This window comes from Pseudomonas sp. GW823-FHT04A03 (assembly GCF_058796615.1).
In genome coordinates this window covers 191,004-211,295 of record NZ_JBXAIV010000001.1, presented here as the reverse complement: position 1 = coordinate 211,295, position 20,292 = coordinate 191,004, and the positions used below count along the sequence as shown (strand labels likewise).

The 20,292-nt window shown below is 61.5% G+C and carries 16 protein-coding genes; 5 read left to right on the top strand and 11 right to left on the bottom strand.

The annotated features are described in order from the left end of the window. Positions 1 to 6 precede the first annotated feature (6 nt). The 8 genes from AC1Q9F_RS00910 to AC1Q9F_RS00875 form a co-directional block, all read right to left on the bottom strand. Positions 7 to 1,032, bottom strand: coding sequence for a GlxA family transcriptional regulator (locus tag AC1Q9F_RS00910; protein WP_492619450.1), 1,026 nt, complete (start codon positions 1,030 to 1,032; stop codon positions 7 to 9). A gap of 128 nt (positions 1,033 to 1,160) precedes the next feature. Then, entirely contained in the window at positions 1,161 to 2,651 is a 1,491-nt protein-coding gene (locus tag AC1Q9F_RS00905) for an aldehyde dehydrogenase (protein WP_492619300.1), read from the bottom strand. A 1-nt stretch (position 2,652) separates the two neighbouring features. Beyond that, on the bottom strand, positions 2,653 to 3,555 hold the full coding sequence (locus AC1Q9F_RS00900) for a dihydrodipicolinate synthase family protein (RefSeq protein WP_492619301.1): 903 nt from the start codon (positions 3,553 to 3,555) through the stop codon (positions 2,653 to 2,655). A gap of 66 nt (positions 3,556 to 3,621) precedes the next feature. After that, positions 3,622 to 4,950 carry an MFS transporter gene (locus AC1Q9F_RS00895; protein WP_492619302.1) on the bottom strand — a complete coding sequence of 443 codons (1,329 nt, stop codon included), beginning with the start codon at positions 4,948 to 4,950 and terminating at the stop codon, positions 3,622 to 3,624. 63 nt (positions 4,951 to 5,013) lie between these two features. Beyond that, complete coding sequence (locus tag AC1Q9F_RS00890) at positions 5,014 to 6,330, bottom strand: NAD(P)/FAD-dependent oxidoreductase (protein WP_085604594.1); 1,317 nt, start codon at positions 6,328 to 6,330, stop codon at positions 5,014 to 5,016. A 179-nt stretch (positions 6,331 to 6,509) separates the two neighbouring features. Next, positions 6,510 to 7,532 carry a glycine betaine/L-proline ABC transporter substrate-binding protein ProX gene (gene proX / locus AC1Q9F_RS00885; protein WP_192564685.1) on the bottom strand — a complete coding sequence of 341 codons (1,023 nt, stop codon included), beginning with the start codon at positions 7,530 to 7,532 and terminating at the stop codon, positions 6,510 to 6,512. Positions 7,533 to 7,574: 42 nt separating this feature from the next. Beyond that, entirely contained in the window at positions 7,575 to 8,528 is a 954-nt protein-coding gene (gene proW, locus AC1Q9F_RS00880; protein WP_169430059.1) for a glycine betaine/L-proline ABC transporter permease ProW, read from the bottom strand. A 51-nt stretch (positions 8,529 to 8,579) separates the two neighbouring features. Next, positions 8,580 to 9,614, bottom strand: coding sequence for a quaternary amine ABC transporter ATP-binding protein (locus AC1Q9F_RS00875; protein ID WP_492619303.1), 1,035 nt, complete (start codon positions 9,612 to 9,614; stop codon positions 8,580 to 8,582). 366 nt (positions 9,615 to 9,980) lie between these two features. On the opposite strand from AC1Q9F_RS00875, the gene AC1Q9F_RS00870 reads away from it, so the two are divergent. From AC1Q9F_RS00870 to AC1Q9F_RS00855, 4 genes are all read left to right on the top strand, one after another. Continuing rightward, positions 9,981 to 10,940, top strand: a complete 960-nt coding sequence (locus tag AC1Q9F_RS00870) for a LysR family transcriptional regulator (RefSeq protein WP_114882519.1) — start codon at positions 9,981 to 9,983, stop codon at positions 10,938 to 10,940. A 123-nt stretch (positions 10,941 to 11,063) separates the two neighbouring features. Beyond that, positions 11,064 to 12,404, top strand: coding sequence for an MmgE/PrpD family protein (locus AC1Q9F_RS00865; protein WP_492619304.1), 1,341 nt, complete (start codon positions 11,064 to 11,066; stop codon positions 12,402 to 12,404). Positions 12,405 to 12,525: 121 nt separating this feature from the next. Beyond that, positions 12,526 to 13,761, top strand: coding sequence for an aromatic ring-hydroxylating oxygenase subunit alpha (locus AC1Q9F_RS00860; RefSeq protein WP_492619305.1), 1,236 nt, complete (start codon positions 12,526 to 12,528; stop codon positions 13,759 to 13,761). 86 nt (positions 13,762 to 13,847) lie between these two features. Beyond that, positions 13,848 to 15,002, top strand: coding sequence for an MFS transporter (locus tag AC1Q9F_RS00855; RefSeq protein ID WP_207985972.1), 1,155 nt, complete (start codon positions 13,848 to 13,850; stop codon positions 15,000 to 15,002). Here AC1Q9F_RS00855 and yddG read toward each other — a convergent pair. After that, positions 14,968 to 15,906, bottom strand: coding sequence for an aromatic amino acid DMT transporter YddG (gene yddG / locus AC1Q9F_RS00850; protein WP_207985971.1), 939 nt, complete (start codon positions 15,904 to 15,906; stop codon positions 14,968 to 14,970). The genes AC1Q9F_RS00855 and yddG overlap by 35 nt on opposite strands. A 369-nt stretch (positions 15,907 to 16,275) precedes the next feature. On the opposite strand from yddG, the gene AC1Q9F_RS00845 reads away from it, so the two are divergent. After that, a complete protein-coding gene (locus AC1Q9F_RS00845) occupies positions 16,276 to 17,586 on the top strand; it encodes an MFS transporter (protein ID WP_492619306.1) in 1,311 nt (436 codons plus the stop codon). Positions 17,587 to 17,646: 60 nt separating this feature from the next. Here the strand turns inward: AC1Q9F_RS00845 and AC1Q9F_RS00840 are convergent, their stop codons facing one another. Both AC1Q9F_RS00840 and AC1Q9F_RS00835 read right to left on the bottom strand, forming a co-directional pair. Then, positions 17,647 to 19,635, bottom strand: a complete 1,989-nt coding sequence (locus tag AC1Q9F_RS00840) for a peptidase U32 family protein (protein WP_492619307.1) — start codon at positions 19,633 to 19,635, stop codon at positions 17,647 to 17,649. Positions 19,636 to 19,908: 273 nt separating this feature from the next. Further along, positions 19,909 to 20,289 carry a RidA family protein gene (locus AC1Q9F_RS00835; RefSeq protein WP_207985969.1) on the bottom strand — a complete coding sequence of 127 codons (381 nt, stop codon included), beginning with the start codon at positions 20,287 to 20,289 and terminating at the stop codon, positions 19,909 to 19,911. Positions 20,290 to 20,292: the final 3 nt, after the last annotated feature.

The window sequence follows — 20,292 nt, the reverse complement described above, 5'->3', positions numbered from 1 at the left end:
TTCTTATCATTTGACGAGCCGTTTTTCCTTGGACGGGCGATAACCGAAGTAAGCGCTGTAGCACTTGCTGAAATGACTCGGCGACACGAATCCGCACGCCACCAGCACGTCCACCTGAGACAGCTCGGTGTGTTGCAGCAGACGCCGGGCCTCAGTGATGCGCAGTTCCATGTAATAACGCTGCGGCGTGGTGCCCAATTGTTCCTTGAACAGCCGCTCCAGTTGACGCCGGGATCGACCGGCGTACACCGCCAGTTGTTCCAGCTCCAGCGGTTCCTCCAGATTGGCGTCCATCAGCTTCACCACTTCACGCAACGGCGCGCTGACGCAGATGTTCTCCGTCGGCTTGATCCGCCGGTAACGCGATTCCTCGAACGCCAGAATGTCTTCGATGCCTTCGACCAGCGCCTTGTCGTGCAGCCCCTTGATCCAGTCCAGCGCCATGTGGAATGCACCGGACGGACTGGACGCGGTCAGCCGGTCGCGGTCGATCACGTAGGGTTCGCTGCTGACCTGAGTCGCCTTGGAAATCTCCGCCAGCGCCGGTCGATGCTCCGGGTGAATCGCACAGCGATAGCCTTCCAGCACCCCTGCCCGGCCCAGGAACCACGCGCCGTTCCACAGCCCGGCCAGCAACACGCCGGCCTCGGAGGCCATTTTCAGCAGGTTGATGAACTCGTCGCTCGCTTTCAATTCCGTGCGGTAACCGCCGCAGATCACCAGCAGATCCAGTTCCTGTATCGCTCCCGTCTCCAGTCGCGCATCCGGGCGAATGACCAGACCCAGATCGCTGATCACCTCACCATCGCTCAGGCCGAAGGTTCGCGTGGAAAACAGACCGGGGCGCAGCAGATTCGAAGTAATGATGGTGTCCAGCGCCTGGGTAAACGCTGGCAGGGAAAAATGCTCCAGCAGCACAAACCCGGTGCGGGTCATGCGTCCCGGCCCGCTGGCGGGCTCGTTCAGGTAGCGAAGGTTCTTGCCCTTCATGCCACCGCTGAATTGGCGTCGTTCGATCAAGGTGTGGTCCATCGGTTTCATTGTTGTAGCGCCATGCTAACCGCCGGGGCGGCAAAATACTCGGGAATGAACGCAATTCGCCCCAACCGGTACGTGCGTACCGATCGGGGCGAAAGTGACCTGCGAAAAACCGCGATGAATCAGGACGCGTCGATCCAGATGGTTTTCAGCTCGGTGTACTGGTCATGGGCCCAGATCGACTTGTCACGCCCACCAAATCCCGACTCCTTGTAGCCGCCGAAAGGCGTCGACGCATCGCCTTCGCCGAAGCAGTTCACGGTGACGATGCCGGCGCGGATCCCCCGCGAGAGTTTCAGCGCATGGCGCAAGCTGCCGGTGTACGCCGACGCGGCCAGGCCATAAGCCGTGTCGTTGGCCAGGCTGATCGCTTCGTCGACGGAGGTGAACGTGGTCACGCTCAGCACCGGGCCGAAGATTTCCTCCTGGAACAGACGGCTGTCACGGCTGACGCCATCGACGATTGTCGGCTCGACGAAGATGTTATCGGCCGTGTTGCCCCCCGCCAGCACCGACAGGTTTTCGTCCCGGGCATGGTCGAGGTATGAACGGACCTTCTCGAAATGCGCCTTGCTGATCATCGAGCCCAGACGGTTTTCCGGGTCCAGTGGATCGCCCATTTTCCAGTCGGCCAGATGCACCTGCACGCGCTGGAGCAATTCGTCCTTGATGTCCGAATGCACGATCAGCCGCGACGAGGCCGAACAGTTTTCGCCCATGTTCCAGAACGCGCCGTTGACCACGTGCTGGGCAACCAGATCGACGTCTTCGACATCGTTCATCACCACCGCCGGGTTCTTGCCGCCGCACTCCAGCACGATGCGTTTCAGGTTGGATTCGCTGGAATACTTGAGGAACAACCGCCCGGTATCAGTGGAACCGGTAAAGCTGACCATGGCGACGTCCGGGTGACGGCCCAGCGGTTCGCCCGCCTCCTTGCCGCCGCCGGGCACCACGTTGAACACACCGGCCGGAATCCCCGCCTGATGCGCCAGCTCGGCTACACGCAGGGTGCTCAAGGTAGTTTCCTTGGCCGGTTTGACCACAATCGAGCAGCCAGCGGCCAGCGACGGACCGATCTTCCACGCGAGCATCAGCAGCGGGAAATTCCACGGCAACACCAGGCCGACCACGCCGATCGGCTCGCGCACGACCATGGTCACCGCGCCGTTACCGGTCGGTGCGGTCGAGTCGTAGATCTTGTCGATCAGCTCGGCGTGCCAGCGCAGGGTATGAATCGTCTCGGGCACGTCGATGTTCTGGCATTCGCGGATCGGTTTGCCGCTGTCCAGGCTTTCCAGAACCGCCAGTTCATGGGAGTGGTCGTCCAGCAACTGGGCGAACCGCAGCAACACCGATTTGCGCGCCGACGGTGCCAGGCCCTGCCAGCGTCCGTCCTCGAACGCCTCCTTGGCGGCGGCGACAGCGACGTCCACGTCCTGGGCACCGCAGGCGGTAATCTCGGTCAACACCGCTTCAGTGGCCGGGTTGGTCGTGGTGAACGTCTTGCCGGACAGCGCGCTGCGAAATTCGCCGTTGATGAACGCCTGATTGCGAAACTCAAGCTTCGCTGCCAACTCGCGGTATTGCGCTTGACTCAGAAGATCGGCCATTTCAAACCTCCGCGACGATGCGCGCCACATTCTGTTTGAGGGTTTTGATCACGCTTTCCAGCACTTCCTTCTCGGACGCTTCCAGCGTCTGCATCGGCTTGCGCACGCCACCGGCCCGCAGGCCGACCAGTTCGCTGCCGTGCTTGATCGACTGCACGAACTTGCCGCTTTCCAGCACATCCATCAGCGGCAACAACGCCGACATGATCCGCCGGCCCTTGTCGAAGTTCTTCTCCAGAACGCAGGCTTCGTAGAGCGCGATGTGCTCGGCCGGAATGAAGTTCGAACCGGCGCAAACCCAACTGCGCGCGCCCCAGGCGAAGAACTCCAGGGCCATGTCGTCCCAGCCGCAGGACAGCTGGATCGAGGGATGCGAATGCGCCAGACGATGCAACTGGGCGGTGTCGCCGGAGCTTTCCTTTATCGCGACGATGTTCTTGCAGCCGGCAATCGCCTCGAAGAATTCGGGCCCCATCGCTACGCCCATCCGCGCCGGATAGTTGTAGAGCATGATCGGCAGGCCGGCGGCCTTGTCCACGGCCAGCACGTGCGCAGCGATTTCCTTTTGCGTCGGCAAGGCGTAGGGCGGCGAGCCCACCAGAATTGCGTCGGCCTCAATCGACTTGGCGTGCTCGGCGAAAGCCACCGCATCTTCGGTGCGGATACCGCCCGTGCCGATCACCAGCGGAATACGGCCGTTGATCACTTCCTTGGCGCGCTCGGCCACTTTCAGCCGCTCGGCAGTAGTGTGGGCGTAGTACTCGCCGGTCGAACCACCGATGACGATGCCGTGAACCCGCGACTCGATCAGGTATTCGACCACTTCGGCGAAGGCCGAATAATCGATCTGGCCATCGGCGGACAAAGGCGTAATGGCAGGGGTAAAGATGCCGTCAAAGTTCATAGGTTTTTCTCCAGTGATTACAGTGTTCAATGCGGTTGCCCGACGCCGGTATGGCCCGGGCAAGGTTCAATTCAGCGAGGCAGCCTGTTGCAGGTTGAGCGAGCGGGTTTCCGGCGCGAGCACCCACGACAGCACCAGGCCGACCAACGTGACGGCCGCCGCGATGTACATGGTCTGGGCGATGCCCAGCGTGCTCAGGGAAACGGGCACCAGATAAGTCCCCGCCGCCGCGCCGATGCGCGACAGTGACGTGCCGACACCGACCGCGAAGGCGCGGATTTCCGTGGGAAACAGTTCATTGGGGTACACCAGCGTCAGCACCTGGGCGCCGCCGATGAACAAGGCGTAAACGGCAAAGAAGGCGAGCACCAGCGCATTGGGCCCGGCGTGACCGACGGCCAGCCCGAGCAGCGCAAGGCCCGAGCAGAGAAAACTGTAGATCAGCAGATTGCGTCGGCCGACACGGTTGATGATCCGGGTCGAAATCACGCAGCCGATGACAAAGAACAAGGTAATCGCCACCGATCCCAGGGATGACCAGTCGCCCTGCAGATTCAGCGCGGCCAGCACCTTCGGCGCAAAGGCATACACGGCGAACAGCGGCACCACCGAGCAGGTCCAGAACACCACGACAAACAACATGCGCTTGCCGTAGCCGGAGTGCAGCAGGTTGAAGATCGTCAGCTTCTCGCCCACGCGATGTTCGGGGAGATTGGCCAGGGAGAAATCGTTGCCGTAGACCTGTTTGATGATCGCCTCGGCTTCGGCGGCGCGGCCCTTGCTCAGCAGCCAGCGCGGCGACTCGGGGGTGCCGATGCGCACCAGAAACAGCATGGCGCCGATGATCGCCGCGCTGGCCAGCACCAGCCGCCAGGCATCGGAGCCCCACAGCTTGAACATCAGCTCGCCCACCACATACGCCGTTGCAGCCCCGGCGAACCACATGATCGTCAGCGTCGCCAGACGCGGGCCGCGATACTTGCGCGGCATGAACTCGACCAGCAGCGAGGTCGCCACCGGGTACTCGATGCCGACCGCCACTCCCAGCAGCAGCCGCAGAAAGAACAGCGCCGCCGCCGAATCGACCCACAGCTGCGCCAGCGAGGCCACGATGAACAGGGTCGGCCCGACAAACAGCAGACGCTTGCGCCCCAGCACATCGGTCAGCCAGCCGCCAAGAAAACCGCCGAAGAAAATGCCGATCAGTGCCGAGGCGGCAATCATGCCTTCCCAGAAATCGTCCAGTGCCAGAGACCTGGACATGTGCACCAGCGCCACACCGATGATGCTCAGAACATACCCGTCGACAAAGGAGCCACCGGCCGAACGGATCGTCAGCAGACGATGAAAACCATTGAGCGGTACGTCCTCGATTGATACAGCAACGTTGTTCATTTCTTGTCCTTGTATTCAGTGCATCGCTACTTCAGTTCATCGCGCAGGGCGGGCGATGAGCGTTCAACTTTCGCGGCCGGCGCGGTATTGCCCCCACTTCAGGTTCATGTTCACGCCCAGCGACAGAAACGGTTCGGGCGGGTTGCCCGTCGGCCCCGGGGCCTGCAACAGAAAATCGATCAAGCCGTCGCGCTCCCCGGCCAGCCAGTCGGCCAGCAACTTGCCGGTGACCGTGCCACGGGTGACGCCCAGGCCATTGCAGCCAAGCGCGCCGTAAACGTTCGGCGCCAGTTCGCCGAAGAAGCCGTTGTGGTTCCTCGACATGGCCAGCGCCCCGCCCCAGGTGTATTCGAACTTCACCCCCGGCAGCATCGGGAAGCGCTGATCGAACGAGGCGCGGTGCCGGCGCACGAAGCGCTCGTTGTATTTGCTGTTGCTGCGGCCATCGGGGTTGAAGCTGAAACTGTTGCGGATCAGCAAACGGTTGTCGGGGGTGCGCCGTACCGTGGTGCCGAACGGGTCGGCCGGGATCGCGCCCCAGAACGGCTTGCCGCCCAGACGTGCTTGCTCCTCTTCGGTCAGCGGGCGGGTAATGCTGGCGTAGGTGTAGATCGGCAACATGCGGCCCTGCAGAAAACCGAAGCGCATGCCGAACGAGTTGTTGGCCAGGATCAGTTTGTCGGCGGTGATGCTGCCGTGAGCGTGCTTGAGCAAGGTCTTGGCGCCGTATTCCACTTCCAGAATCGGCGTGCGCTCGTAGAGGGTGACGTTCGCCGGCAAACTGTCCGCCAGGCCCTTCACCAGCGCCGACGGCTGAACCAGCACCGCGCCGGGGGTGAATAACGCCTTGCGGTAGAAACGGGTGCCCAGATGCTCGGGCAATTCTTCGGCCTCGATCATCTGATACGGCTGACCGAGTTTGTCGAGACCCCGGCGATAAGCTTCCAGCACCGCGATCCCGCGTTCTTCCACGGCGGCCTGATACTTGCCGCAGGCTTTCATCTGGCAATCGATACCGAACTGATCGACCAGATTGCGCAGGATCGACTGACCTTCCAGGTTCAGCTTCAGACTGATCCGGGCCAGATCGATATCACCGATATAGTCCTCGGCCCCGATGTCGTGGGGCAGATCAATCGCGAAACCGGCGTTGCGACCGGACGGCCCCAACCCCACTTCCTGCGCTTCGATCAGCACCACTTCATCGTCCGGGAAGTTCAGCGCGAGCTGGCGTGCCGCCGCCAGCCCGGTGAAGCCGGCACCCACGACCACCCAACGCGCCGAACGGTGTCCGCGATGGCCGGGCTCGGGGCTGCGCGGCCGGCTCAGGTGGAACCAGCCACAGCTGTCATCATCGGCGGGCAGCGAACTGACTTTCATAGTGTTGAACCGTTTAATGTTGAAATGACAAATCGAACCCGACACGAAGCGAACGCGCGGAATCGCGTTGAATGAAAACAGCCATCAAAGTTGCGTAAATGAATGGGTTTGAATGACGGCTTGTCGCCCGGCGTTTTGCGCCACTGGATAACCGTCACTCGAACCAGCGAACAACCCGCTTACTTGGCCGCCGCCCGCGCATCGCTCAGCCAGCTGTCGTAACTTTGCTGGTGGGCCTTGATCCACTCGGCGGCGTGGCGCTTGATGTCGGCCAGGGACTTCTCGCCCTGCTGCATCTTCAGGTTTTGCGCACTTTCGTCGGCGGTGCTGATGCTGACTTCGGAGAGGAACTTGCGGGCCACCGGGTTCTTCTCGGCGAATTCCTTGTTCATGACAACGTTGACCGTGTCCACCGGGAAGCCGAGGTTCTTGCCTTCGTAGAAGGTGTCCTTGCTTTCCTTGCCGTCAGGCAGGTCGGTGTACGGCACCGGCAGCCAGACCACGTCGCGTCCTTCGACCAGCACGCTGGAAATCCACTGCGGCACCCAGGTGAAGAACAGCACCGGTTTGCCTTGCTGGTAGCGGGCGATGGTGTCGGCCATCAGCGCGAAGTACGAGCCGCGGTTGTCGACGACGGTAGGTTCCAGGCCGTAGGCCTTCATGTGGTGCTCGACCATGACTTCGCAGCCCCAGCCCGGGTTGCAACCGGTCAGGTCGGCCTTGCCGTCACCGTTGCTGTCGAACAGCTTGGCGATCTCCGGCTTCTTCAAATCCGACAGATCCTTGATGTGATAGGCGTCTGCGGTTTTCTTGTCGATCAGGTAACCCTGCAAAACGCCTTTCATGATCTGCCCGACCTTGACCATCACGTCATCGCCGCCAGCCTTTTCATAAAACGCTTCGTGCAGGTGCTCCCACTCATGCACGGTGAAATCCGCGTCGCCGTAGGACAGCGCCAGGAACATCGCCGGGTAATCGGTCTCCTTTGGCTGCTTGACGTCGTAGCCCAGTTCCTTGAGCCCGGCCACGACCACTTCACCGCGAAAGCGCTCTTCGGCGATGGTCGGGAAAATCGGCGTGATCGACACGCCGGCGCCGGGCTTGTTGGCGTCAGCCGCGAACGCTGCCGAACACAGGATCGTGCCCATGACTGAAGCAACCACACCTGCCACGACGCTTTTCTTGAGATTTGCCAGTTTCATGTTTCACCACGCTTTGGAGTTTTAATCGGTGAGCAGAAAGGTTCAGTTAATAACCGCGCGAGCAACGTTCTTCTTTTTCTTCAACTTCATGACCAGGCCGACCGGTCCGCTTTCATACCAGCGCTGCCCGGTGGCCAGATCGGCGCTGCGTTCACCCATGGCCTGGGTCAGGCGATCGAGGAACACCGCCAGCAACACCAGCCCTGCTCCGCCGACACTGGCCAGGCCCATGTCGAGGCGACCGATGCCGCTGAGCACCATCAGCCCCAGCCCGCCGACCGAAATCATCGAGGCGACCACCACCATCGACAGCGACAGCATCAAGGTCTGGTTCAGCCCGGCCATCATGGTTGGCGCGGCCAGCGGTAATTGAACCTTCATCAGCATCTGCATCGGTGTGCAGCCAAAGGCGCGCGCCGCCTCGACCTTGTCCGCCGGCACCTGACGGATGCCGAGGTTGGTCAGCCGCACCAGCGGCGCGACGGAGAAGATGATCGTGACAATCACGCCGGGCACGTTGCCGATGCCGAACAGCATCACCACCGGCACCAGGTACACGAACGCCGGCAGGGTCTGCATGGCGTCGAGCACCGGGCGGATGACCATTTCCGTGCGGTCGCTGCGGGCGCAGAGAATGCCCAGCGGAATCCCGATCACCGCGCAAAACAACAGCGAGGTCAGCACCAGTGCCAGGGTGACCATGGCGTCGTTCCACACGCCGATCAGCCCGAGCCCGGTCAGGGTTGCCACGCTGAAGATCGCGATGCGTTTACCGCCGATCTGCCAGCTGATCAGCCCGGCGATGATGATGAACACCGTCGGCGGCAGCGAAAGCAGCCCCCACTGGACGCCGTCGAGCACCTGATCGACCGGCCAGCGAATCGAGCGGAACACATCCCGAAAGTTATGCACCAGGTATTTAAGGGCGGTTTCAACCCACGATCCCAGCGGAATATTCAAACTCTGGAAGGGATCCAGAAAGTTAAAGTCGGACATGACGCTACCTCGCACTTGCTTACTGCGTGATCATTCTTGTTTAACAGAAGCTCAGTTATTACCCAGGCAACTTAAAAGATGCCCTTGCGAGATCGACCCTTTATAAAGTCCACCTTCATCGACTACCGGCATTGGTGTAGATGAAGCCGCAACAAGGTGAAAAATCTCGCGCAAGGAAGCGTCGGCCTTTATCGGAGTTTGACGACCCGGCTCATAAACAATGCCCGAATCGGTTTGTGCGATATCGCCTGCGCGCAATATCCGGCTGGTGTCGAAACCGTTGAAGAAGTCCCGGACATATTTGTTCACCGGGTTGCACAGCAGCTCACGGGGCGTGCCGATCTGCACCACGCGCCCGCCCTCCATGATCGCGATGCGGTGACCGATGCGAACGGCTTCTTCAATGTCGTGGGAGATGAAAATGATGGTGCGATCCTGCTCGGCCTGAAGCTTGATCAGCTCGCCCTGCATCTCGCTGCGGATCATCGGATCGAGCGCGGAGAACGCTTCGTCCATGAGCAGGATAGCCGGATCGTTGGCCAGCGCCCGGGCCAGGCCGACCCGCTGCTGCATGCCGCCGGAGAGCTGATGAGGAAAGCACATTTCCTGCCCGGAAAGCCCGACTTGCTCAAGGGCGCCCATGGCCCGGCAGTAGCGTTCCTTTTCGCTGACACCGCTGATTTCCAGGCCGAAGCTGACGTTGTCGATGACGCTCATGTGCGGCATCAGGGCAAACGACTGGAAGACCATGCCCATGTCTTTGCGGCGCACCTGCAGCAGGTCCTTGTCGCCCAGGCCGGTGATTTCCCGGCCATTGAGAAAGATGCTGCCGGAGGTCGGTTCGATCAGGCGATTGAACAGTCGAACCATGGTCGATTTGCCGGAGCCCGACAAACCCATGATGACAAAGATCTCGCCTCGTTTGACCGAGAAGTTGGCATCGAACACACCGATGGCCTGGCCGGTCTTTTTGAATACTTCCGCTTTCGATGCGCCTTCTTCGATCAACTTCATGGCCAGTGCTGGCTGAGTACCGAAGACTTTATAAACATTCTTTACGCAAATTATTTCGTCGGAGCGAGTCATACCTTGCCTCCATCGCGTAGTGCATATTCGGGTTCAAACAATATGCAATCGAGCGAAACTGGTTTTGAGCGGCAGCGGTAATAGTTATATGTCGTCACGACGGGTTTCCTTTTATTATTTTTGGGACCCCAGGAACGAGGGACATTTCAAATTTATTAGCATCCCCCTGCTTAATCCAACGACATTTACAGGGACATGTTGATAACGTCGGGTTATCGATTCCGCCGCTCTCCCCCGTTTGAAGCAGCCATCGCCTGCCAGCGACCGCGACTATCCTTGCTGCGACGCCGGCGTATCCCTGCGCGCAGGCTTGGGCTACCCTCGTCGCGCTTCGCCCGGGAGCCGTATCGTGAGGAGGCCGTACAGATGACCAAGCATGTCGACCCAGACACCATCTTGCTGAAGATGCCGTCCTTGAGGGCCGTAAAGGCATTTGTCGCGGCCGCGAAGTACCAGAGTTTCACCCGTGCCGCCGAAGCATTGTGCGTTTCGCAAGCCGCGATCAGCCGGCAGATCCGCGAGCTGGAAAGCTACCTCGGGGCGCAGTTGTTCACCCGCGTCGGGCGGGCCGTTGAGCTTACTTCGGCGGGCGCGCTGTTCTTCGATGCCGCGCAGCTGTCGTTCGTCAACATCGCCCAGGCCGCCGAGCGCATCCGCAGCAGTCAGTCGGTCAAGAAGGTGCTGACCATCTGCTGCTCCCCGGCGTTCTCTGCGCTGTGGCTGTCGAATCATTTGCCGGAGTTTTTCGCCCAGAGCGAAGGCATCGAGCTGAACCTGATCACCACCCAGAACTTCCTGACCATGGAACCGGGCGTTCAGCCCGATGTGTTCATCACCAAGATTTCGCGCATCCGCGAAGGCTATCGCAGCTACCCGCTGTGCCATGACCTGATCTATCCGGTGTGCACGCCGCAGTATCTGGAGCAGCACCCGGAAATCGCCACCATCGAAGGCGTGCGCGATTCGGCCCTGCTCAACCTCAGCCCTTACGGTCGTTCGCAAGTGGCTGAGCATGTCGATTGGGGCGTGTGGCTGGCGTTTCAGTCCATCGACATCGACGACCGCCCGGCGACCAGTCCGCAGATTTTCAACGCCAACGACTACAACCTGCTGATCAGCATGGTGTTGACCCATCAGGGCATCGCGCTGGGCTGGAATCATCTGGTTGCGCCGCTGTTGCAGCGCGGTTTGCTGGTGCGTCCGATCGAGCAGGAAGTGCAGCTGCGCAACAGCTGGCATTACCTGAGCTGCCGCGAAAACGCCGACAACGAAGACGCGCTACGGCGGTTTCGCGAGTGGATCCTGTCGAAGTTTCCCCGCCGCTAACCATCGATTTGGTTATCAATTGCCCGACGAAAATGTCGTTGGAGCCGCACAACCTTCCTGACTCATTGTGGAGCGGCGCCGGCCGGGATCTGGCCGGTTCCCCTCACAGGAAGGAACTGTTGAATGTCACTCTACGAATTCTGCCGCGACTTTGATTTCCTCCAGGCCCCGGCCAAGACCCGGGAGATCCTGCAAAACAGCCTGCTGGATATCGTCGGCGTCATGGCCGGTGCCGCGTCCAACGACACGAGTGTGGCGCTGCGCCGTTTCGCCGTTTCCCACTATCCCGCCGGCGAGTGCGGCAGCCGTCTGCTGTTCGACGGTCAGCGTGTGAGCCTGTTGGGCGCGGGTTGGGCCGGCGGGTTTTCCGCTGACAGCCTCGATGCCCACGAAGGTCACTTCCGATCCAAGGGGCACGCCGGCGCGACCGTGGTGCCGGCCCTGCTCGCCCTCGCCGATGCCCTGCATCACCAAGGCAACGAGATTAGCGGGCATGAACTGTTGAGCGCGTTGTGCCTCGGTTATGAAACCGGATTGCGCGCCGGAACGGCGCTGATGGCGACCTCCCCGACCTACCACGCGTCCGGCGGTTTCTCGGCGATTGGTGTGGTCTGCGCCGGCGCCCGTTTACTGGGTTTTGACGAGCCGACCTTTCGCCATGCCTTGGGCATCGCCGAGTACTTCAGCGCCCGTTGCCCGATGATGCGCCTGATCGCCTTTCCGACCATGTTGCGCGACGCCCACGGCAGCGGCGCGTTTGTCGGTTTGAATGCGCTGCTGATGGCCAAGGAAGGCGTGACCGGCGCGCCGGCCGAAACCGTCGAGGACGCCTCGGTCGCCGAGCACTGGCTTGACCTCGGCCAGCGCTGGGAAATCGACAGCCAGTATTTCAAACCCTGGCCGGTGTGCCGTTGGGCGCAACCGGCGCTGACCGCGATGCTGCAACTGCAACAGGAGAACGCCGGGCTCAACGCTGACGCGATCGAGACAATCCGCGTAGAGACCTTCTATGAATCGATGTGCCTGCAAGGTCACACTCCGGCGGATGCCGATCAGGCGCAATACGCCCTGGCCTTTCCGCTGGCGGCACTGATCGTCAGGGGCAAACTCGGGCCGGACGAAGTCACCGGCGAATCCATCCACGCCGCCGACATTCGAGCCTTGAGCACACGCATCGAGATCGTCGAAGCCGCCGATATTTCCGCGCGATTCCCCAATGAAATCCTCTCGCGCGTCACCGTCACCCTGAAAAACGGCACCGTACTCGTCAGCCCGATCACGGCGGCACGCGGCGATCCCGAAACGGCCCTGAGCCGCGAAGAACTGGAGCAGAAGTTCGACCTGTTCGCCTCAAGCCTCGGCCTTGAACGCAGCCTCGCGGTGAAACAGGCGATTCGCAATCTGGGCCAGTCTCCGTCGGCCATCGCCACGCTTGAGCCGATCTTCGGACGCCCTCACCCATAACCGCAACGCATCGATTGCCCGCAGGAAATGTCGTTTGTGACGGCATTCCCGGCGCGGCTAGGCTGCTGACTATCGTCGCCCCCGAGCGGGTCCGGCCATAACGCGCATGACGAGGATAACAATGAACAATAAAGACACCGTGGTTGACCTGATCGCCCAGCGCAAACCCTGGCATTCGCTGCCGGGCGCCCTCTACAAGGATGAAAACGTCTATCGCCAGGATCTCGAGCAGATCTGGCACAAGGACTGGATTTTCGCCGGGCACACCTTCGAAATTTCCAGACCCGGCCAGTACTTCACTCTACAGATCGGTGATTACCCGGTCGCCGTGGTGCGCGGCAAGGATGGCGAAGTCCGGGCGTTTCACAACGCCTGCCGCCATCGCGGCGCCAAGATCTGCGAACACGAGCACGGCAAGGTCGCGAAAATGGTCTGTCCCTATCACAAGTGGACCTACGAGCTGGACGGCAACCTGCTGTACGCCGGCAACATGGGCCAGAATTTCGACAAGACCCAATACAACCTCAAGTCCGTGCATTGCGAGATCGTGCACAGCTACATCTATGTCTGCGTCGCCGCCAAGGCGCCGGACTTCGAAGGCTTTCGCAAGGCCGTCAGCCCGTTCATTGCCCCGCATTACCTCGATAACTGCAAAGTGGCGTTCGAGTCGACCATCATCGAACAAGGCAACTGGAAACTGGTGTTCGAGAACAACCGCGAGTGCTACCACTGCGACGGCTCCCATCCCGAACTGCTGAAGTCTTACGTCGACAATCCGTCCGTGGGCGGCGCTGGCGGCGAGGATGATCCGCACCTGACGGCCTACTGGAACACCTGCGAAAAAGCCGGACTGCCAAGCCGTCTGGTGATGGACATCAACGGTCAGTACCGCATGACCCGCATCCCGCTGTCGTCGGGTGCTGTCAGCTACACCATGGACGGCAAGCCTGCGGTGAACGGGCGGCTGGACAAAACCACCGAGCCGGACATCGGCGCCCTGCTCTATTTCCATTACCCGTCCACCTGGAACCACTTCCTCGGCGACCATGCACTGAGCTTCCGCGTGTTGCCGATCAGCGCCACGCAAACCATGGTCACCACCAAATGGCTGGTGCCCGACACGGCGGTGGAAGGCGTGGACTACGACCTCGAACGCCTGACCAAAGTCTGGATCGCCACCAACGATCAGGACCGCACACTGGTCGAAGGCACCCAGCGTGGCGTGACGTCCCCGTCCTATGAGCCGGGGCCGTACTCGGAAACGGCGGAAACCGGCGTCTGCCAGTTCGATGACTGGTACTGCGCCACGATGCTGGACCGGTTAAAGGGGCCGATTCCGTTGAAGTCCGTGGGCTGACAGCTCCTCGTTGCAACGTCGGCTCCTGCAACGCAAGAGCCGACGTTTTCTGAACCACAACCCCATCGATAAGGATGTCAGCCTCCATGTCTGCCTCTACGCCCGCCTTGGCAATCAACGCCAATGACGGCGAACGCCTTTCTACCCGCATCACGTTTTTGATCACCGGTATCGTCATGTCGGCGTGGGCGCCGCTTGTGCCGTTGGTGAAAGCGCGCACTGGCCTGGACGATGGCGGCCTGGGATTGCTGCTGTTGGGCTTCGGCATCGGCTCAATCGTGGCGATGCCCTTTGCCGGGTATCTGACGGCGCGCTTCGGCTGCCGCCCGGTGATCATCTGTTCGACCCTTGCCTTGTGCGCTGTGCTGCCGATCCTGAGTCATCTGGCCTGGCTGCCCGGGCTTGCACTTGCCGTTCTGCTGTTCGGCGCGAGCATGGGCATGCTCGATTGCGCCATCAACATTCAGTCGATCATCGTTGAAAAGAACAGCGGCGAAACCCTGCAATCCGGTTTTCATGGGCTCTACAGCGTGGGCGGTATCGCGGGTGCGGTGGCGATGACCGCGATGCTCAGCCTGGGCCTGGCGCCATTGCTCTGTGTTCTGTGCCTGGTCGCCATCATTCTCGCGGCCCTGTACAAGGCCGCGCCGAGCTTGCTGCCCTATGGCACCGAAAGAGATGGGCCTTTGTTCGCGGTTCCACGGGGAATCGTGCTGCTGTTGGGCAGCCTCTGCTTCATCGTTTTTCTGACTGAAGGCGCAATGCTGGACTGGAGCGCGGTGTTTCTCGCGTCTCATCGAGGCATGGAGCCCAGCTACGGCGGATTGGGATACGCGTGTTTTGCAACGACCATGACCATCGGGCGCCTGACCGGCGATGCGATCGTGCGTCGCTTGGGCGGCGTGCGAGTGCTGGCACTCGGCGGTGTTTGCGCGGCAGCGGGCATGGCGATTTCGTTGGGATTTGACAGCTGGCAAGCGTCCTTGCTCGGCTATGCGCTGGTCGGGGCAGGATGCTCGAACATCGTCCCGGTGTTGTTCACCGCCGCCGGTCGCCAGCAACACATGCCCCAGCGGGCAGCCATTCCGGCCATCATCTCCATGGGTTACGCGGGCATTCTGATGGGGCCGGCCTTCATTGGCATGGTTGCTCACCTCAGCACCCTGACCGTTGCTTTGAGCGGGTTGGTGGTTCTGTTGCTGTTTGTCAGCTATGCCGGTCGTTTACTGAAGGTTCAATGACCTGCGCCGGGGTAGTCGTCCGTTGCCGGGTCGCGTACCAGCAAAGCAGCGATCCGGCGGTCACCAGCACCGCGCCCTGCCAGAACTGCATCTGCAGACTGACCCCCAGCCACAGCGCGGCGAACGCCGACGACAAAACCGGCGCGCCGTAGGATGCGGTCGCCAGCAAGGTCAGGTTGCCGCGCAGGATGCCGATGTTCCACAACGCATAACCACCGGCCATGGCGATGCCGGTAGCGATCAGTTCGAGGGAGTTGCCCAGCGTGAAGGCAGAAATCCGTTCACTGCTGAAGCCCCACTTCACCCACAGAACAATGGCCGTCAGCAGGAAAAACAGCACCACCAGACTCTGCCCGTTGGCATAGCGGCGCGTGACATTGCAATACAGCGCAAACGTGATCGCACAGGCCAGCGCCAGGCTGTAACTCAGCGGGTTGGAATTGACGTTGGCGATGATCCCCGGCAGCGACAGGCCCTGACCGCTGACCACCCAGAGGATGCCGAACAGCGCGAGCGCACTGCCGGGAACAATGAACCAGCGGGTTTTCTGCCCGTTCATGAAGATCGCCAGCACCACCGTCAGGCACGGCCACAGGTAATTGACCACGCCCAGTTCGATCGCCTGTTGCCGGTCACTGGCAAACCCCAGCGCCAAAGACAGGCACACCTCATACGCAACGAACAACCCACTGCCGAGCAGGAGATAGAGTGTTGACGTGGAACGAAGGCGCGGTCGCCCGAGAAACATCACCAGCAGGATTGCCCCCAGGGTGTAAATCATCGCGGCCCCGCCCAGAGGGCCGAAATGTTCACTGACGCCCCTGATCAACCCGGCGGCGGTGCTCCACAACACAATCGCCAACAGCCCGCACGCCGTGGCGGCGCGCTCGCCTCTTATTTGCATCATTGCCTCTGGATCAACATCGCGATTCGACCGCACAGGCTAACGAGGGAAACCGGATCGATACAGCGACTTTTCATCCGGGCAATGAATGCGCTGCCGTTATCGATCCGGCCTGCGTCCCAACGTCGCAGGCCCGGCATCTTGGCAAACGCCACACAAGGCTTAAAATCGCGCCTCCTCTTGCAGTCGCCCGAACGGCGCCTGCCCGCAGCCATGACAACCCTCAGGTTTGAACAGCCGGCCACTTCACGAAGTCAGCCTGGCTCAATCGTCCTGCCCGTTCGGCGGTCGTTTGTCTTCAACACACTTCGGCTTGGCACTCGCATGCGCAGAGGCGCACGTTCCGCTGTTCGATCACTTGAGGTTTTTATGACACCGCGTTTGCTGGCCATGGCGCTGGCGCCCCTGCTCGGGCTATTCATCGTTGCCCTGGGCAACGGCTTTCTGTCTTCTTTGACCACCCTGCGCCTGGGCGCTGCCGGCGAATCGGCGACGATGATCGGCATCGTGTCCTCGGCCTATTTCGCCGGCCTGACCCTGGGCGCGATCTTCAACGATCGGCTGATCCTGCGCATCGGCCACATCCGCGCCTACAGCAGCTTCGCCTCGCTGATCGCCGCGACCATCCTGCTGCAAGGCCTGTTTTATGACACCTGGGGCTGGGTCGTGCTGCGCCTGATCAACGGCTGGGCCACGGTCGGCGTGTTTCTGGTGATCGAGAGCTGGCTGCTGCTGGCCGGTGACGCGAAGATTCGCGGCCGTCTGCTGGCGCTGTACATGATCGTCCTCTACGGCGCCGGCGTGCTGGGTCAGGCGTTTTTGGGGAAAATCACCGGTCTGGGCGACACCGCGCCGTTCATGGTCGCCGGTATGCTCGCGACGTTGTCGGTGCTGCCGATCGTAATCCTGCCGCGCGTTTCGCCGTTGCTGGAACAGGTCGAACCGCTCAAGCCTCGAGCGCTGCTGGGCGTGTCGCCCACCGGGCTGGTCGGCTGTTTCGGCTCCGGCGTCACCATCGCGGCGATCTACACCCTGCTGCCGCTGTACCTGCAACGCATCGGCCTGAACGTCGGCGAAGTCGGCAGCATGATGGCCTGGACGATCCTCGGCGCAATGCTGCTGCAATACCCGGTCGGGCGCTGGTCCGACCGCAAGGATCGCCTGCAAGTGCTGACCGAGCTGTGCGCCGCGTGCACCGTGCTGTCGCTGGTGATCGTGCTGGTGCCGCTGTCCTCGGCCCTGCTCGCGGCGATGTTGTTCCTGTTGGGCGGCGGCGTGTTCGCGCTGTATCCGGTTGCGGTCAGCCACGCTGCCGACCGTGCGCCGGTCGAAACCCTGGTGCCGATGATTCAGGGCATGTTGCTGATCAATTCGCTGGGCTCGGCGATGAGCCCGCTGCTGATCTCGCCGGCGATGAACGCCCACGGCGAAACCGGCCTGTTCTGGGCCTTTGCGCTGGTCAACCTGGCCATGGTGACGTTCTTCTTCTGGCGTCGCGGCAAGCGTCCGGTGCCGGCCAACCCGGCGCCGTTTGCGGCGGCAGCGACGTTCTCGCCAACTGGCGCCGAGCTGCGGGTGACCGAGGATCTGCGTCAGGCGGCGCAGGAGCATCCTCCGATGGTTGATGCGTTGAGTGGCGAAGCGGCGCCGCAAACGGGATCGCGCTACGAAGCCAGTTGAGTTTCTGGCGGGCATAAAAAAACCGGCGACTTTCGTCACCGGTTTTTTATTGCCTGCTAATCAGTGCGGCGCGCGCGGGATCGTTTTCATCAGATCCTCAGGGCTGATATGCCCCACCACACTGCCCGGCTGCGGCAGATTCAGGATGTGGCCCTTCATCTTGCCGATCACGTGCATCTCGCACGGTTTGCAGTCGAACTTCAGGGTCAGCACTTCATCGCCGTGAATCAGCTGCATCGGCGCGACTTTGGTTTTCACGCCGGTCACGCCTTTGGCCTGTTTCGGGCAAAGGTTGAAGGAGAACCGCAGGCAGTGCTTGGTGATCATCACCGGCACTTCGCCCGCCTCTTCGTGGGCTTCGTACGCCGCGTCGATCAGCTTCACGCCATGACGGTGGTAGAAGTCGCGGGCCTTCTGGTTGTAGACGTTGGCCAGGAACGACAGATGCGCCTCCGGGTACACCGGCGGTGGCGTGGTCTCGGCCTTGCGCGAACCGCGCGGGTGGGCGGCAACACGGGCGGCGGTCAGCGCTTCGATCACTTCACGGCGCAACGACTTGAGCTGCGAGTTCGGGATGAAGAACGCCTGCGGCGCATCCAGTTTGATCGAGGTCGCGTGGTACTCGGTGGTGCCGAGCTGACCGAGCAGGTCGTGCAAGGTGTCCAGCGCCTGTTCCGGTTTGTTGGCGACGCCGAACGGGCCGTCCAGCGCGACGCTGGCGCTGATGCCCTCTTCGCTGGTCACGGTCAGTTCCAGACGCTCTTCACGCAACTTCGCCAGCCAGCTCACGCCGATCCGACGCTCGGCGGAGGTCTTGAGCAAGGCCTGCTGCCAGTTGTGGTCGAGGTTGCGGTTCAGCGGGTGGTTCGGGCGCAGCTTGTACAGGCCTTCCAGCATTTCGTTCGGCTCGACGCGGTAGCGGTAGCGCTTCTCGCCTTCTTCCTCGAACTCGCCCTTGGCTTCGGCGATGTTGGCGCGGAAACCCACCACTTCGCGCTTGACCAGCACGTTGAGGCCGTCGCCGTTCGACAGCGGCTCGTGGGTGATCACCTGCATGTCACGCTTGCCGACTTTCTCGACCGTGCCCACTGCCAGACCGGTGAAGGTCGGCGAATCGAAGGCGCCGATGTCGATCTTGCGCTCGCTGACGAAGTAGTCGGTGCTGCCACGGTGGAAGGTCTTTTCCGGGTCCGGCATGAAGAAGTGCGCGGTGCGGCCGCTGGAGGCGCGGGCCAGGTCGGGACGGTCGTTGAGCACGTCGTCGAGGCGCTGGCGGTAATAGGCGGTGATGTTCTTCACATAACCCATGTCCTTGTAGCGACCTTCGATCTTGAACGAACGCACACCGGCCTCGACCAGCGCGCGGATGTTGGCGCTCTGGTTGTTGTCCTTCATCGACAGCAGGTGTTTTTCGTAGGCGATCACGCCGCCCTTTTCGTCTTTCAGGGTGTACGGCAGACGGCAGGCCTGGGAGCAGTCGCCCCGGTTGGCGCTGCGCCCGGTCTGCGCGTGGGAAATGTTGCACTGACCGGAAAACGCCACGCACAACGCGCCGTGGATGAAGAACTCGATAGCGGCATCGGTTTCATCGGCGATCGCGCGGATTTCCTTGAGGTTCAGTTCACGGGCCAGTACCAGTTGCGAGAAACCGGCCTGATCGAGGAACTTGGCCCGCTCAAGGGTGCGGATGTCGGTCTGGGTGCTGGCGTGCAGCTCGATGGGTGGAATGTCCAGCTCCATCACGCCCAGGTCCTGGACGATCAGCGCATCGACGCCGGCGTCGTACAACTGATGGATCAGCTTGCGCGCCGGCTCCAGTTCGTTGTCGTGCAGGATGGTGTTGATGGTGGTGAAAATGCGCGCGTGATAGCGACGGGCAAATTCCACCAGTTCGGCGATTTCGCTCACCTCGTTGCACGCGTTGTGGCGCGCACCGAAGCTCGGGCCGCCGATGTACACCGCGTCGGCGCCATGCAAGATGGCCTCGCGGGCGATGGCCACGTCACGGGCGGGGCTGAGCAGTTCCAGGTGATGTTTGGGCAAGGACATATGTTTTTTTAGTCAGGCTGTCACGGTCGAGGCGCGCATTGTAGCCGCGAAACGCGTGGGCGGCACGCCTGTGCTGCCGGGTGGCAGCTGCCGACAATTCCGGGAGCATCGCAATCCCTGGAGCTGGCTTGCCACAGATCCCGGAAACGCCCAAAAAACCTGTGGGAGCGAGCTTGCTCGCGATAGCGGTGGATCAGTCAACATCTTCATCAACTGACAGTCTGCTATCGCGAGCAAGCTCGCTCCCACAGGAAGAAGTGTCACGGGGCTGAATCAGGCCTTGGCGGCCATCGCAGTCACTTCCACCTTCATCCCTTCAACCGCCAGCGCCGCCACGCCAACCGCCGCACGCACCGGCCAGGGCTTGGCGAAGAAACGCTTGTACACCTCGTTGAACGCAGCGCGATCAGCCATGTCGGTCAGGTAAATAGTCAGGTGCAACACACGGTCCATCGAACTGCCGGCCTTTTCCAGCGCCACTTTCAGCGCCTGCAACGTGCATTCGCTTTGCGCGGTGACGTCGCCCAGTTCCAGGTTGCCGTCGGCACGGGTCGGAATCTGGGTCGACATCAGGATGCCGTTGAATTCGGTGACGTCCGAAGAGATCGAGTCTGCATCCGGATCCGGGGTGTAGGTGATGTCTTGGTTGGCCATGGG